Origin of the sequence: Streptomyces liliiviolaceus, from assembly GCF_018070025.1 — a bacterium.
In the GTDB taxonomy this organism is placed as follows: domain Bacteria; phylum Actinomycetota; class Actinomycetes; order Streptomycetales; family Streptomycetaceae; genus Streptomyces; species Streptomyces liliiviolaceus.
This window is the reverse complement of the sequence record NZ_JAGPYQ010000001.1, coordinates 7,730,970-7,746,133: the sequence shown is the minus strand read 5'-3', so window position 1 is coordinate 7,746,133 and position 15,164 is coordinate 7,730,970. Positions and strand designations below refer to the sequence as shown.

The 15,164-nt window shown below is 71.3% G+C and carries 10 protein-coding genes; 8 read left to right on the top strand and 2 right to left on the bottom strand.

Annotation, left to right across the window (positions count from 1 at the left end):
- Positions 1–6 precede the first annotated feature (6 nt).
- Positions 7–636, top strand: a complete 630-nt coding sequence (locus J8N05_RS32900) for a hypothetical protein (protein ID WP_210889237.1) — start codon at positions 7–9, stop codon at positions 634–636.
- Between the two features lie 416 nt (positions 637–1,052).
- On the opposite strand, the gene J8N05_RS32895 is transcribed toward J8N05_RS32900, so the two are convergent.
- Both J8N05_RS32895 and J8N05_RS32890 read right to left on the bottom strand, forming a co-directional pair.
- On the bottom strand, positions 1,053–1,679 hold the full coding sequence (locus J8N05_RS32895) for a hypothetical protein (protein ID WP_210889235.1): 627 nt from the start codon (positions 1,677–1,679) through the stop codon (positions 1,053–1,055).
- 221 nt (positions 1,680–1,900) lie between these two features.
- Entirely contained in the window at positions 1,901–4,063 is a 2,163-nt protein-coding gene (locus J8N05_RS32890; RefSeq protein ID WP_210889233.1) for a RecQ family ATP-dependent DNA helicase, read from the bottom strand.
- Between the two features lie 372 nt (positions 4,064–4,435).
- Here J8N05_RS32890 and J8N05_RS32885 point away from each other — a divergent pair, with 372 nt between their 5' ends.
- The 7 genes from J8N05_RS32885 (at position 4,436) to J8N05_RS32855 (ending at position 15,154) form a co-directional block, all read left to right on the top strand.
- A complete protein-coding gene (locus tag J8N05_RS32885; RefSeq protein ID WP_210890539.1) occupies positions 4,436–6,097 on the top strand; it encodes a DUF4192 domain-containing protein in 1,662 nt (553 codons plus the stop codon).
- A 376-nt stretch (positions 6,098–6,473) separates the two neighbouring features.
- Positions 6,474–8,420: a glycogen debranching N-terminal domain-containing protein gene (locus J8N05_RS32880; protein ID WP_210890538.1), complete on the top strand. Its 1,947-nt coding sequence runs from the start codon at positions 6,474–6,476 to the stop codon at positions 8,418–8,420.
- Positions 8,421–8,545: 125 nt separating this feature from the next.
- On the top strand, positions 8,546–9,304 hold the full coding sequence (locus tag J8N05_RS32875) for an NUDIX hydrolase (protein WP_210889232.1): 759 nt from the start codon (positions 8,546–8,548) through the stop codon (positions 9,302–9,304).
- 127 nt (positions 9,305–9,431) lie between these two features.
- Positions 9,432–11,207 carry an ABC transporter ATP-binding protein gene (locus J8N05_RS32870; RefSeq protein ID WP_210889231.1) on the top strand — a complete coding sequence of 592 codons (1,776 nt, stop codon included), beginning with the start codon at positions 9,432–9,434 and terminating at the stop codon, positions 11,205–11,207.
- Positions 11,208–11,369: 162 nt separating this feature from the next.
- A complete protein-coding gene (locus J8N05_RS32865; RefSeq protein ID WP_210889230.1) occupies positions 11,370–12,257 on the top strand; it encodes a FadR/GntR family transcriptional regulator in 888 nt (295 codons plus the stop codon).
- A gap of 407 nt (positions 12,258–12,664) precedes the next feature.
- Positions 12,665–14,203, top strand: coding sequence for an RNA polymerase sigma factor (locus J8N05_RS32860; RefSeq protein WP_210889229.1), 1,539 nt, complete (start codon positions 12,665–12,667; stop codon positions 14,201–14,203).
- 135 nt (positions 14,204–14,338) lie between these two features.
- Positions 14,339–15,154 (top strand): serine protease, encoded by an 816-nt coding sequence (locus J8N05_RS32855; RefSeq protein WP_210889228.1) that lies wholly within the window; start codon positions 14,339–14,341, stop codon positions 15,152–15,154.
- Positions 15,155–15,164 lie beyond the last annotated feature (10 nt).

Sequence of the window (15,164 nt, the reverse complement as noted above, 5' to 3'; positions counted from 1 at the left end):
CAGCTCATGCCTCTCATTCCCGAGGAGCCTCAGATTCACGAGAGTGCCCAGGGTCCCCGCGTCAGTCCGGCCACCGGCCGGACCGTGCCGACCCCCCGCCCCGTACCCGGCCCCCGCCCCGCGGCACCCCCGCGTCCAGGCCGTCCGGGTCCTGTCCGGCCGATGCCGCCTGTGCAACGCACGCCGCGCGACACGGCCGTGGCCAAGCCGGGGCCTGCCGCTCCGGCGGCCCCAGCCGCAGCCTCTACTCCGACGATCCAGCTGATCCCGGCCTCGGCCGAGGGCGCGCTGGACGCCGCCGAGGAAGCGGTCGACCTGCTCCTTGACTCGGGCAGGGCCCCCGGTGAGGTGCTGGTGATCACCACCGGCGAACCCCACCCGTGGGCCGCGCACGAGCTCTCCTTCGGCGAGGCCGCGTACTGGGCCCAGCACGACGCGGGAGACGACGTGTTTTACGCCGACGCCTCCGCCGTCGGTCGTGCCGCGTCCCGGCCCGTGGTCGTTGTCGCCGTCAACGGCGGGCCCGACGCCATCGCTGCCACCGCGCTGCCGCTGGCCCTTGGCCGAGCCGACACCCTGCTGATCGTCTGCGGAGACCCGCAGCAGATCAACTCGGTGCTGGGCGCGGGAGTCTGACAACCCCCGCTCTTCCGGGGGTCGTCACGGCTCGGATGTCACCGCGGTGGCATCTGCTCGGAGCATGCACAGAGGACGGTCCGACGTGTGCCGGTACGGGGGATGTGCCGGCGTGCTGTCGTCGTCGTGGTGCGGTGTGGGCGTCAGCGTGCGCTGCGCCGACGCGTGGGGCGCCCGCCGTGTTCGCGGTGGGATCGTGTCCTTAAGTCCGTAACGGGGTCAGGTCCGTAATTCCGTGACGGGGTCGTGCGTTTTTGCGTGACGCCGAAGTTCGCCGGTGTTGTCGGCTTCGGCGTCAGGTCCGGCCGTGCGCCCAGCATCACCTGAAGCGGCTTGTGGCCGGACCGGGCCGGGCCGGGCTGAGCGGGACCGGGTTGAGCCGGTGCCTGTGCCGACGGCCTGAGCCGGTCGTCGGCTCAGCGGGCGGCCGCGCGGCGCAGTACCTCCGAGGCGGACCCGCCGGTGCGCGGCTGTATGGACTTGGCCTCGGCGAGTGACTCCAGGGACTCCGGCGGCGAGTCCGCGTTCGGCCGACGGCCTCCGCGTCCCTCGCCGAGCACCTGCCAGCCGTCACGTGTCAACGTGATGTAGGCCCCGCAGCGCAGGCCGTGCAGCGTGCAGGCGTCCCGCAGCCCCCACATCCACGCCCCGTCCTCCTCCGTCCATCGTGCGTCGCCGTCACGGCAGTAGAGCAGCACGGCGGTACGCACCGGTGTTCGGCGTCGCAGGTCGTGCGGGATGACCCGGCGCAGCTGCGCGAGCAGCGCGTTGCGGAACATCCACCCGTCCGCCGGAGTCGGCCTTCTGACGAAGGAAGCGCTCGCGTTCAGCCGTTCGTCGGGATCGAGCACTGCCACGATCGCGGTCGTGGGGCCGGGCCGATGCCGGGAGTGCAGCCCGCTGACGACCTCCCGGGGATTGCGCAGAAGCGGAATCCCCGCTGCGGCCCATTCGGCGGGTTCGAGCATCCGGGTCAGTGGATTGGCGGAAGTGGCGGCCGTCGACATGGATGCCGCCGAGGACGGAGCGAATCCGAAGGTCACGGTCCTCCCTTCGGCTACGCGCCCACACAGCGGGCGAGGTCGGACTGGGGGAGCGCGCCGCAGCACAGCCCGAACGGGCGGCCTCTGGAGGCCACGCGGGGCGCGAGGCCAATTCTTCCTGTCGAACTTGGTTGCGGCAACGAGCAATTGGGGCCACCGACCGTTATCTGGCGATCCGTTGCTTATATCCCTGCTCGGTATTTACCACCGCACCGCAGGAATCAACCTTGCACAGCGAGTACCAGCGGCAACACCCCCTGGGCGCCGGCCCGCCGCAGCATGCGCGCGGCCACCGCGAGCGTCCAGCCGGTGTCGGTCGAGTCGTCCACGAGCAGGACGGGTCCGTCGGCTCCGGAGAGCGCCGCGGCCAGACCGGGCGGCACCACGAGGGCGCCGTCGAGGGCCTTCAGCCGCTGCGCGCTGTTGCTCCTGGAGACCTGTGCGGCGTCGGCCCCCGGGGCGTACTCGATGGAGCCCAGCAGGGGCAGACGGCCGACCTCGGCGATCCGCGCACCCAGCGACTGGACGAGGTGCGGCCGGCGCTGTGACGCCATGGTGACGACACCGACAGGGCGCGGCACGGCGCCGGAACCGCCCGAGGCCCAGCCGCCGGGTCCCTTCGCCCAGTCGGCCAGCACGCCGACGACTGCCTGGGCCACGTCGTCCGGAACAGGCCCGTCCGGCGCCTGGGGGCCGAGCATCGGCCGCAGCCGGTTGCCCCAGCCGATGTCCGAAAGCCTTCCCAGCGCCCGTCCGGACGCGGCCTGTTCCCCGGCCGGGATGCGTCCCTTCAGATCGACGCCCACGGCGGGCAGGCCGGTGGGCCACATCTTCCGGGGATCCACTTCGATACCCGCCCGGCCGAGTTCGCCACGCGCCGAGTCCAGTGCGGACGAGGACACGGAGTCGGAGAACCGCGGCTTCGTGCAGGTGTCGCAGCGACCGCACGGGGCGGCTCCCTCGTCGTCCAACTGCCGGCGCAGGAACTCCATCCGGCAGCCGGTCGTCGTCACGTAGTCGCGCATGGCCTGCTGCTCGGCCGCGCGCTGCTTGGCGACCCATGCGTAGCGCTCGGTGTCGTACGTCCATGGGGTGCCCGTGGAGATCCAGCCGCCCTTGACGCGCTTCACCGCGCCGTCCACGTCCAGCACCTTGAGCATCGTTTCGAGCCGTGACCGGCGCAGCTCCACCAGGGGTTCGAGCGCGGGGAGCGACAGCGGGCGTCCCGCCTGGCCGAGAACGTCCAGGGTGCGCCTGACCTGCTCCTCCGGGGGGAAGGCGATCGATGCGAAGTACTGCCAGATCGCCTGGTCCTCCTTGCCGGGCAGGAGCAGCACCTCGGCATGCTCGACACCACGGCCCGCGCGGCCCACCTGCTGGTAGTAGGCGATGGGTGAGGACGGCGAACCCAGGTGCACCACGAAACCGAGGTCGGGCTTGTCGAAGCCCATGCCCAGCGCCGAGGTGGCGACAAGGGCCTTGACGCGGTTGGCGAGCAGGTCCTCCTCGGCCTGCTGGCGGTCCGCGTTCTCCGTCTTCCCCGTGTACGAGGTCACGGTGTGCCCGGCCTGCCGGAGGAAGGCGGTGACCTCCTCGGCCGCTGCCACGGTGAGCGTGTAGATGATTCCGGAGCCCGGCAGCTCGCCCAGGTGCTCGGCGAGCCAGGCCATCCGGTGGGCGGCGTCCGGCAGCTGCAGCACGTTCAGGCTCAGGCTCTCGCGGTCCAGGGGGCCACGCAGGACGAGGGCGTCCGTGCTTCCGCCGGTGCCCAGCTGCTCGGCGACGTCGGCGGTCACGCGCGCGTTGGCCGTGGCGGTGGTCGCGAGGACCGGGACACCTGAGGGAAGGTCGGCGAGCATGGTGCGCAGGCGGCGGTAGTCCGGCCGGAAGTCGTGGCCCCAGTCGGAGATGCAGTGCGCCTCGTCCACCACGAGGAGGCCGGTCGCCGCCGCCAGCCTGGGCAGCACCTGGTCCCGGAAGTCGGGGTTGTTGAGCCGCTCCGGGCTCACCAGAAGGACATCGACCTCGCCTTCGGCCACCTCGTCCTGGATCGTGTCCCACTCCTCCGAGTTGGACGAGTTGATGGTCCGCGCCCGGATGCCGGCGCGTGCGGCTGCCTCAACCTGGTTGCGCATGAGGGCGAGGAGGGGGGAGACGATCACGGTGGGACCGGCGCCTTGCCCCCGCAGCAGCGCGGTCGCGACGAAGTACACGGCGGACTTGCCCCAGCCGGTGCGCTGCACGACCAGGGCCCTGCGCTTGTCGGCCACGAGGGCCTCGATGGCGCGCCACTGGTCCTCGCGCAGCCGGGCGTCGCCTCCCGGCGCGCCGACGAGGCGGGCGAGGACGGTGTCGGCCGCTGTGCGCAGCTCTTCGTTGCTCATGGCCCCATGCAACCCGATGGGTCGGACATCGCGCGAATGAGCCGGTCCGCTGTGGACAACTTCTGACGTGGTCATGGCCGTGGTTATCCACAGGGCAAAGCGGAATTCCGGGTTTCGCGGGATGGTCACGGCATGACGAACCACAGCGAACCGGCCGAGAACCTCGGCGACGGCGACACCGGGCGATGCGACGAGACCGCCGAGCGGATCAGCTCGGACAAGCAGATCGACACGGGCAAGCAGGGCGGCAGGGATAAGCAGGGTGGAACGGATAAACAGGGCAACCCGAGCAGCCCGGGTAGGCGGGGCGGCCAGGGCAGGCAAGACGGGCGGGATCGGCAGGACGAGTGGGGTGGACCACGCGGACCGGGCATGGGTCGCTTCGGACGGCGGGAGGGCCATGGCGGAACGGTGCGGGAGGGCCACGACGGTAAGGCCTCGGCCGGCTCGGCACACGCCGCGGTCGGCGGCGCACATGGCGCGACCGGCAGCCTGTCTCCGGACCACCAGGTCACCCTCCGCACTCCGGCCGAACTGGCCGATGCCCTGCCGTACCTGCTCGGGTACCGGCCCGAGGACAGCATCGTGCTCGTCGCCCTGCACGACAGGGACGGGCGTGGCCGCTTCGGCGGACGGGCCCGACTCGGCATCCCGAACCACGCGGACGACTGGCCGTCCGTCGCGCAGCAGCTGACGCACGGCCTGGTGAAGGGCAGCGAGCGCAGGGGTGCCCTGCCCGAGAGCATGGTCGCCTTCCTCTGTCAGGAACCCGGGGAAGGAGAGTCGGGCCGGGCAGTGATGGAACGCCTGCGTCCGCTCGCGCAACTGCTGCGCAAGGCCTGCGGAGTGCTCGACGTGCCGGTGGTCGAGGCACTGTGCATCTCGGACGGCCGCTTCTGGTCGTACTGCTGCCCCAGCGAACACTGCTGTCCCTCGGGCGGTACGTCCATGGGGCTGCCGGGCACGTCCGTGCTGGCCGCGGCCGCCACCTACGCCGGGCTTCAGGTGCGGGGCACCCTGCGGCAGTTGCGGGCGAGGCTCACTCCGTGGGAGAGCAAGGCGGCGCAGGAGCAGGAATCCGCCCTCGACGCGGTGAGCATGGCGCTGATCCCCCGAATTCTGGACGACGGGAGCCGTGCCGGTGTCGCGGCCAGGACCTTGGAGCTTGCCCACCAGGTCATGCGCCGGTTCGCCGACGCCACCTCCGCCGCCCTTGCCCCCGGGACACTGCCGGCGGATCTCCGGGACGACGAGCTCCTGCGGCACGAGGAGGCGGCCACGTTGATCCTCGGTCTGCAGGACCGCACGACACGGGACCGGGCGGCGGAGTGGATGGAGGGGGACGAGGCCGGACCGGCCCTGCGCCTCTGGAGGGCGCTGGCACGCCGCTGCGTCGGCTCGTACGGGGAGCACGCAGCGGCGCCGCTCACGCTCGCCGGGTGGGTCGCCTGGTCCTCCGGCGACGAACTGGAGGCCCGCGAAGCGCTCGCCATGGCGCTCGGAGCGGATTCCGGGTACCTCTTCGCCCGGCTGCTCCACCAAGCGTGCAACGAGGGACTGGACCCGGAGTCGATCCGCCGCTGTCTACGGGGAGAGCGCGCCGATCGTGTAGACGGTGAGGTGCTCGCCTCGCCGGTGGAGGGTGTGGGGCCGTCGGACGTCGATGGGCCGCCCCCACATGTTCCGGCGGGGCATGAGGAGCTCGGAGGACCTGGGGGGTCTGCCAGGGTTCCCGCTCGCCGCCGACGCAGGTCGCGGGTCACGGAGGGTGCAGTTGACCGGCCCGGTTCCCGACCGGCCGGTACCGGTGGCACGCGCCGTCCTCGTTCCACTTCTTCCGGCTCCGGGGTGCCCGCAGAGGGTGGCTCAGGCCGAGGCGGTGACAGCACTGGCCCAAGCGGCGGCGGCAGCAATGGTGGTCCGGCTCGCTCTCGCCGCAGTGCGGGGAATGCGGTGAGTACGCGGAATGCGGGGAGCGCTGAAGGTGCCGGGCAGCCCGGAATGTCGAAGAGCGAGTCGAAGGGGGAGACGTGAGGGAGGGGAGAGGGCGGACGTCGGTGCCGGCGGATCGGCCTGTCGGGTGCTAACGACGGGCTTCCGCGGACCAGGGCGTGACTCGGGACAGGTCAGCCCCGTTCACCTGAGTGGCGTAGCCCTCGGGCGTGCCGTGCCATCGCATCGGCCGCGCCCCGTCGGAGCCCCCGCACACCGCCGAGCCCTCATACACCGCCGAGCACCCACTCAGCGCACGGAGCACAGAAGAAGCCGCCCCATGCCTCTGCCCACCCCGTCCTCCATGCCCTCCGTCCCGAACAGCGCCCCGTCGCCCTTCGAGAGGTCCGCACAGCCCTCCATCGGCCGCGGCGCTGCCCTGGCCCCGCACACGGCGCCGGTCGTACAGCGCGGCACCATGACTCTGCCGCCCGCCCACGCCGCACTCATCTGTGTCGCCCTGCCGGGACTCGCGATCTCCACGGAGCAGGGGCAGCTGACGGGCCACGGGCTGGAGGGCTTCTACCGGTCGGGTCGGCGGGTGCTCTCCCGGTGCCGGCTGCGGGTGGCGGGCCGGGAACCGCTCGCGGTCCAGGCCCGGATGATCGCGCCCGACCAGGCGCGATTCGTGGCGGTCCTGAGCCTCTCCGCCGACGGTGGGCCCGACCCCGACGTCCTGGTCGACCGCGTGAGATACGCGGACGGCACGGAGCGGATCACCTTGCGCAGCGCGGCCGACCGACCACTGCGCCTCCCCGTCGAGGTGGCGCTCGGCACGGACCTGGCCGAACTGGGCGCGGTCGCGGCGGGGAGAGCCGGCCCCGATCTGCCGGCCAGTGTCCATGACTCGGGTATGCGGTGGTCGTGTGCCACCGGGGACTCCGTCGTCACGGCCGACCCGCCGCCTTCGGACGCGCTGGCCTCCGCAGGTTTGCTGCGCTGGGAGTTCGAACTGCCTCCCGGCGGTGCCCGAAGCGTGGAGCTGAGGGTACGTCCGGCAGGGACGGGGCCCATCCGGGCCGTCGCGCGCGGTGCCACAAGCCCCCTCGCCCCGGCACGGGCCGCAAGTGACGATCCGAGGGCCGAGGCACTTCTGCGCACGAGTATCGAGGACCTGCAAGCTCTTCTCCTGCGGGATCCCGCGCAGCCGTCCGACACACATCTGGCGGCAGGGGCGCCTTGGCGCTGCGGCATGGCACCGGCCGAGGCCCTCGCGGCAGCACGCATGACTCTGCCGCTGGGCACGCGCCTCGCCGCGGGGACCCTGCGCACCCTCGCCCGCACCCAACTCGTGGGAGCCGGACCACGATCCGGTCTGATTCCCGGCCCGCGCCGACAAGTCGGCGCCCAGCTGCCACCCAGCTGCACAGGGCAGGAAGCGACGCTGCTGTTTCCCGTGGTGCTCGCGGAGGCCCGCCGCTGGGGGCTTTCCGAGACGGAGACGGAGGAGTTGCTGCCCGCGGCCGAACGTTGCCTCCAGTGGCTGCGGACCGCTGGCGGCGACGGTACGTATCTGGCGGACCCGCACCCGGGCGGGCCATGGCGCTGTGAGACACAGGCACACGCCCACCGGGCCGCTCTGCTGGGCGCCGACCTCCTCGACGCGTACGGCAGGGCAGGCGGCGTCGGGCTGCGGCAGTGGGCGGGGGAGATGCGGACCGCGTTCCGGGAGGACTTCTGGATCGAGGAGCGAGGAGGCGGCAGACCGGCCGCGGCTCGTCTGCCGGGCGGACGGATCCTTCCGCACCTCGGCTCCGGCGGTGTCCACCTGCTCGACACCGGCTTGCTCGGCGCAGGGGCACCCGCGCCGGGTCTGCTCGACAAGGTGCAGACGGAACAGCTCGCACGTCTGCTCGGCGGACCCGCAATGGACTCGGGCTGGGGGCTGCGCAGCCTCGGCGCGAAGGAGCCGGGTTACAACCCCTTCGGGCATCGGAGCGGGTCCGTGCGCGTCCACGAGACGGCTCTCGCCGTGGCGGGGCTGGCCGCCGCGGGCTACGAGAAGGAGGCGAGTGCGCTGTTGCTGGGCGTGCTGGCGGCAGCCGAGACCTTCGGCCACCGGCTGCCGGAGATGTACGCGGGGGAGCAGCGAACGGAGGGCGGTTCCCCGGTTCCGCATCCCACTGCCTGCAGACCGGCGGCCACGGCCGCGGCCGCCGGTGTCCTCCTGCTCACCACGCTCGCCGGAATCCGTCCCGACGCCCCGGCGCGCACGGTGACGCTGCGTCCGGTGCGCGGTGCGCCTCTGGGCGAGATCGGGCTGACCGGCCTGCGTGTCGCGGGCGCCCCCTTCTCCGTACGTGTCAGCAGACTCGGTCTGGCCATGGTCGAGGAGGCGGCCGAGGGGCTTCAGCTGGGGGCGTGAGGTCCGGTACGCCGCGGACCTGGGATCACGTGGGCCGAAGGGGCCTGTCCGAGAGCGTCGGATCAGCCATGTGAGCGACCGGTGAAGGGAGTGTTTATCGTCAGGCAGACGACTATGATCGCGGCATGCCCTACGACCCGTCAGCTTTCGCGCCGTTCGCCGTCACCGTCGACCTGGTCGTGCTGACCGTGCGTCGTCACGCCCTGTGCGCGCTGGCGATCCGCAGGGGTGAGCCGCCCTTCCAGGGGCGGTGGGCGCTGCCCGGCGGTTTCGTGCGGCCCGACGAGGACCTGTCGCAGGCCGCGGCGCGGGAACTGAAGGAGGAGACCGGGCTGTGCGCGCACGCCCCGGACGCCCCCGCACAGGTGAACGGGGCTCATCTGGAACAGCTCGCGACCTACGGCGACCCCAAGCGCGACCCGCGCATGAGGGTCGTCAGTGTCGCCCATCTCGCCCTCGCGCCCGACCTGCCCGCACCCAGAGCCGGCGGAGACGCGAACAGCGCGCGCTGGGCTCCTGTCGAGGACCTGCTTCAGCAGGGAGGCTACGGACGTGACGGGGAACAGGCCGCGCCCCTCGCCTTCGATCACGCCCAGATCCTGTCGGACGGTGTGGAGCGTGCCCGTTCCAAGATCGAGTACTCGTCGCTGGCCACGGCCTTCTGCCCGCCCGAGTTCACGGTCGGTGAGCTGCGCCGGGTGTACGAGGCGGTCTGGGGGGTGGCGCTCGATCCGCGCAACTTCCATCGCAAGGTGACCGGTACACCGGGATTCCTCGTCCCCACGGGCGGGACGACGACCCGGCAGGGCGGGCGCCCCGCCCAGCTCTTCCGGGCGGGTGGCGCCACCCTGCTCAACCCGCCGATGCTCCGCCCCGAAGTCTGACGCCGAGCCGTGCGTGGTCGGCCGCGAGGCCGACAGTCGGGCCAAGTGGCCGGACTGGTGCGGAGGCTGCTCCCTGGCGCGCCCAAGGTGACCGGAAAACGGTACATATCACGCTATCTTGCTTTGGGTGATCCAGGCCATCGGACTGACCAGCAACGCCCGCAAGGAGCTTCCCCCCGCTGTCGACGACGTCTCCTTCGAGGCGTCCCCCGGCCGTGTCACGGCGCTCCTCGGAGCCCCGGGCGCAGGCAAGACGACCGCCCTCAGGCTCATGCTCGAACTGCAACAGGGCCGCGGAATCACCTACTTCAGAGGTCGCCCGCTGCACCGCATCGCCCATCCCTCGCGTGAAGTGGGTGTTCTCCTCGGCGAGGTTCCCGGCCGCCCGGCACGTACGGTCCGAGGTCAACTCCGCATGCTGTGCGCCGCGGCGGGCGTACCGGCACACCGCGCCGACGACGTCCTGGAGGTGGTGGGCCTCGTCAGCCTGCGCGACGAACGTCTGGGAACTCTCTCGCGAGGCATGGACCGCCGCCTGGGCCTTGCCTGCGCTCTGCTCTCCGATCCGCACACCCTCGTGCTCGACGGCGCCACCGACGGACTCTCCGCTGGCGAAGGCCGCTGGCTGCACGGGGTGCTGCGCGCCCACGCCGGTGCGGGCGGCACCGTGCTGTACGCCACGGACGACCCCAGGGAGGCGGCGCGGACCGCCGACCGGGTCGTCACGCTGGAGAAGGGCAGGCTCGTCGCCGACCAGGAGGCCGCGGACTTCGCGCGCACCCGGCTCCGGCCCCGAGTCGCCGTCCGGAGCCCGCACGCCGCCCGGCTCGGTGCTCTGCTGGTCAAGGAGGCCCGCACCGCCCGGTGCTCCGTGGAAGTCGTGCAGGAGGACGGCAACCGCCTCTCCGTGTACGGCAGCACCTGCGCCGACATCGGCGAGTCCGCCTACCGCCACGGCATCCTCGTACACCAACTCGCGGACGAGGTCGGTGACATGGGGCCGGAGCCCGCGCCGGAAGCGGAGGCGGGTCCTCGCGAGGGTGAGGCTGACGTCGAGGTGTCGGCCGGGGGTGCGGAGGTGCAGGGCGCGCGTGGATTGTCGCCCCTTCCGCCGCCCATCACCGTCCGCCAAGGCGCCGGCCCTCTGCGTCCGCTGCGCTACGAGTTGCGCCGCGCGGCAGGGGTCGGCACGGGCTGGCTCACCGCGGCCGCCGTGTTCGCCGTCTCCGCCCTCATCGCCGTACTCCTGGCCAGGGCGGGGCACACGCCGCAGTCGCGGCTGCTCGCCGCGTGGCCGCGGGACTTTCCGCTGCCGCCCGCGGCGCTCGGTGCGGGGCTGCTCGGCGCCTTCGCTTTCGGCGACGAGTTCCGTCACCCCGCCCTGGCCACCGACCGCGGTACCGTCCCCCGCCGTCTGGGGCTGCTCGCCGCCAAACTCGTCGTCGCGGCGGCCACCGCGCTGACGCTCGCTCTCGGCGTAGTGGGCTTGAACGCCGAACTGCTCTACCTCGTCTACGGACGGGAGCTGACCGGAGTTCCGCCGGACTGGATCCCTTTGGGTGCCAGTTGGATCGGTCTGGTGATCGGCTGCGCCTGGGCGGGGGTTCTGGCGGCAGGGATCTTCCGGTCCACCACCGCCGGTCTCGCGGCGGTTCTCGCCGTGCCGATCCTGGTCGTACCGATCGTGCAGAAGGTTCTGGAGGGGCCGTCGGTACGGACGGCTGCCGGTCTCTCGACCCGGCTGCGTGAGCTCGTACTGGTGCGGTGGCCGTTCGGGGGCGAGCACTATCTGGTCGCCGCGGCAGAGGTGATCGCCCAACCCGTCGCAGGCGCACTGATGTTGTCACTCACTGCTCTGCTCTGCGCATATCTGCTCACGACCCTGCGGAGCCGGGTCCGATGACGACCGTCCGTGCACGTGTGTTCCCCTCGTGTGCGCAACTCCGCACAGAACGCCCAATTCTTTCCGATAAGGCGTCAATTGCGACGGGGTGAGCGATCACCCTTTCGTGTGCTTTTCACCAAAGACCTCAAGGGAGTTGGAGACGACGCCGACAAATGATCCGTGACTACCCTTGCGCACGCCATGATGACCGCCGCCCGTTCCGCAGACTCCGGCCTCACCGGTCCGGGCGAACTCGACCGCTACCCCTATGCGGAGGGCCCCGGCGCGGACCGCGTCAGCAACTCTGTGTGGGATGCCACGGACCCGGACCTGGGCCGCATGGGCCGACGTGCCGCCGGAAGTCGCGGCCGCGGCCTGCATGGCCAACTGGTTCAGCAGCTCGGTCAGATGATCGTCTCCGGTGACCTGGGCGCCGACCGCCCGCTCGTCCCCGAGGAGATCGGCCAGCGATTCGAGGTCTCCCGCACCGTCGTCCGCGAGTCCCTGCGTGTCCTTGAGGCGAAGGGCCTGGTCAGTGCCCGCCCCAATGTCGGCACGCGTGTACGTCCGGTCAGCGACTGGAACCTCCTGGACCCGGACATCATCGAGTGGCGCGCCTTCGGCCCGCAGCGCGACGACCAGCGTCGGGAGCTGAGCGAGCTGCGCTGGACGATCGAACCGCTGGCCGCCCGCCTCGCCGCCGGGCACGGCCGGCCGGAGGTCCAGCAGCGGCTCACCGACATGGTCGAGATCATGGGCCACGCGATGGGGCAGGGCGACGCGCTCACCTTCTCGCGGGCCGACGCGGAGTTCCACTCGCTGCTCATCCAGGTCGCGGGCAACCGCATGCTGGAGCACCTCTCCGGGATCGTGTCGGCCGCGCTCCAGGTGTCCGGCGGCCCGATCGCGGGCTGCGACCGGCCGAACGAGGCCTCCCTCTCGCACCATGCCCGTATCGCCGACGCTCTCGCGGCGGGCGACGCCTCGGGTGCCGAGACGGCCATGCGGCAGCTGCTCACCGTCCACCCCGAGGTGGAGCGCGTCGTGCCCGCGCCGCGCGAGCACTGATCGCGTACCTCGGGTGGCGCGGTCGGGAGCGTTCGCCCCGCGTGGCACCGTTCGGCCGGCGAACCGTCTGCCGCCGGGCCCCACCGGATTCCTGGAGGATCCGGTGGGGCCCGGCGGTGCGATGGGATGCTGGAATCGCCCCCTGACCACCTCTGACCGTATCTGGCCACTTTTAGGTGCTTACGGGGTGTGACTCGGGCCACGCAGATTGGGCGTAACACTCTTCGGGACAGCGCGATGACCTAAGAGGTGACAGCCGAGTAGGGAATATGGGCGCCGCTTCAGGCGCTGTGACTCTCCCCGGCTCCCGCCCGCGCCGTCGGCCCATTCCAAAGTCGGCGGTCGTCGGCTCCTCTCCGCAGTGGACGGGGCCGGAAGCCGTTTTCCAACGTTCCGAGAGGTTGTTCGTGTCGGCCAGCACATCCCGTACGCTCCCGCCGGAGATCGCCGAGTCCGTCTCTGTCATGGCGCTCATTGAGCGGGGAAAGGCTGAGGGGCAGATCGCCGGCGATGACGTGCGTCGGGCCTTCGAAGCTGACCAGATTCCGGCCACTCAGTGGAAGAACGTACTGCGCAGCCTCAACCAGATCCTCGAGGAAGAGGGTGTGACGCTGATGGTCAGTGCCGCGGAGCCGAAGCGCACCCGGAAGAGCGTCGCAGCGAAGAGTCCAGCCAAGCGCACCGCCACCAAGACCGTCGCGGCGAAGACGGCGACGGTCAAGAAGGCCACCGCCACCGCCACGCCGGTGATGCCCGAGGTCGACGATCCCACCGAGGACGCGACCGCCAAGAAGGCCGCGGCCAAGAAGACGACCGCCAAGAAGGCGGTCGCGAAGAAGACCGTCGCCAAGAAGACGGCGGCGAAGAAGACCACCGCCAAGAACGCCGACGCCGAGCAGGGCGACGACGAGGCGACCGAGGAGACTCCGGGTACGGCCAAGGCCGGCGAGGAGCCCACCGAGGACGGCGCCCAGGGCTTCGTGCTGTCCGACGAGGACGAGGACGACGCGCCCGCGCAGCAGGTCGCCGCGGCCGGTGCCACCGCCGACCCCGTCAAGGACTACCTCAAGCAGATCGGCAAGGTCCCGCTGCTCAACGCCGAGCAGGAGGTCGAGCTCGCCAAGCGCATCGAGGCCGGTCTGTTCGCCGAGGATAAGCTGGCCAACGCCGACAAGCTCGCGCCGAAGCTCAAGCGCGAGCTGGAGATCATCGCCGAGGACGGTCGCCGCGCCAAGAACCACCTCCTGGAGGCCAACCTCCGTCTGGTGGTCTCCCTGGCCAAGCGTTACACCGGCCGCGGCATGCTCTTCCTGGACCTCATCCAGGAGGGCAACCTCGGTCTCATCCGCGCGGTGGAGAAGTTCGACTACACCAAGGGCTACAAGTTCTCGACGTACGCCACGTGGTGGATCCGTCAGGCGATCACCCGCGCCATGGCCGACCAGGCCCGCACCATCCGTATCCCGGTGCACATGGTCGAGGTCATCAACAAGCTCGCGCGCGTGCAGCGCCAGATGCTTCAGGACCTGGGCCGCGAGCCCACTCCGGAGGAACTGGCCAAGGAACTCGACATGACCCCCGAGAAGGTCATCGAGGTCCAGAAGTACGGTCGTGAGCCGATCTCCCTCCACACCCCCCTGGGTGAGGATGGCGACAGCGAGTTCGGTGACCTCATCGAGGACTCCGAGGCGGTCGTCCCGGCCGACGCGGTCAGCTTCACGCTCCTCCAGGAGCAGCTGCACTCCGTCCTGGACACCCTGTCCGAGCGCGAGGCGGGCGTCGTCTCGATGCGCTTCGGTCTCACCGACGGTCAGCCGAAGACCCTCGACGAGATCGGCAAGGTGTACGGCGTGACGCGCGAGCGCATCCGCCAGATCGAGTCCAAGACGATGTCGAAGCTGCGTCACCCGTCGCGCTCGCAGGTACTGCGCGACTACCTGGACTAGGCCTCGGCCGCAGTACGTCATCGAGGGCCCGGCTTCCCGTGATGGGAGCCGGGCCCTCGGTCCGTGCGGAGTGCGGAGCGCCGCCGACTGGATCACTCTGGGTGTCTCGTGACAACCCCAGAGTGAGGAGCGCGTATGCGTCGTACCTTCGCCCGTGCACTGGCCCTCGCGGCCACGGCGGCCGTGATACCGCTGGCATCCCCGGCCCCCGCGACGGCCGGCGTCGTCATCGGCGGCTACCCGGTGGACATCGCCGAGGCCCCTTGGATGGTGGCGCTGTCCAGCCGTGACCGGTTCGGGGGAACACGCGCGGGACAGTTCTGCGGGGGAGTGGCGATCGGGCGGGAGACCGTGCTGACGGCCGCCCACTGCCTGGGCGAGGAAGTACTGGGCGCTCCCCCTCGCAAGGTCCGGGATCTGCGGATCGTCGCGGGTCGCGGAGACCTGAGAGCGGACGGGGGCAAGGAGATCGCCGTGCGCGACATCTGGATCAATCCGCGGCACGACGCCTACACGAACGCCGGGGACTTCGCCGTACTCACCCTCTCGGAGCCGCTCGACGCCGGTTCGGTCATTCGGCCGGCGGGCGCCGGAGACGCCGCGTACAAGCCCGGTACGGGTGCTGTGGTGTACGGCTGGGGCGATACGACGGGGAACGGAGACTATGCGAGTTCCCTGCGGGCCTCGCACGTCCGGGTGCTGTCCGACGCCGTCTGCGAGGAGGCCTATCCGGGCAGCGCCGACGGCACGTACCTCGCCGGCTCCATGCTCTGTGCGGGAGAGACGGGCGGTGGCCGAGACGCCTGTCAGGGGGACAGCGGTGGCCCTCTGGTCGCTCAGGGGCGGCTGATCGGCCTTGTGTCGTGGGGAAGCGGCTGTGGGCGGGTCGGGAGCCCTGGAGTCTATACGCGGGCCTCAGGGGTCGCCACAGCGCTCGGAGCGGGCCGCTGAGGGCTGCCTG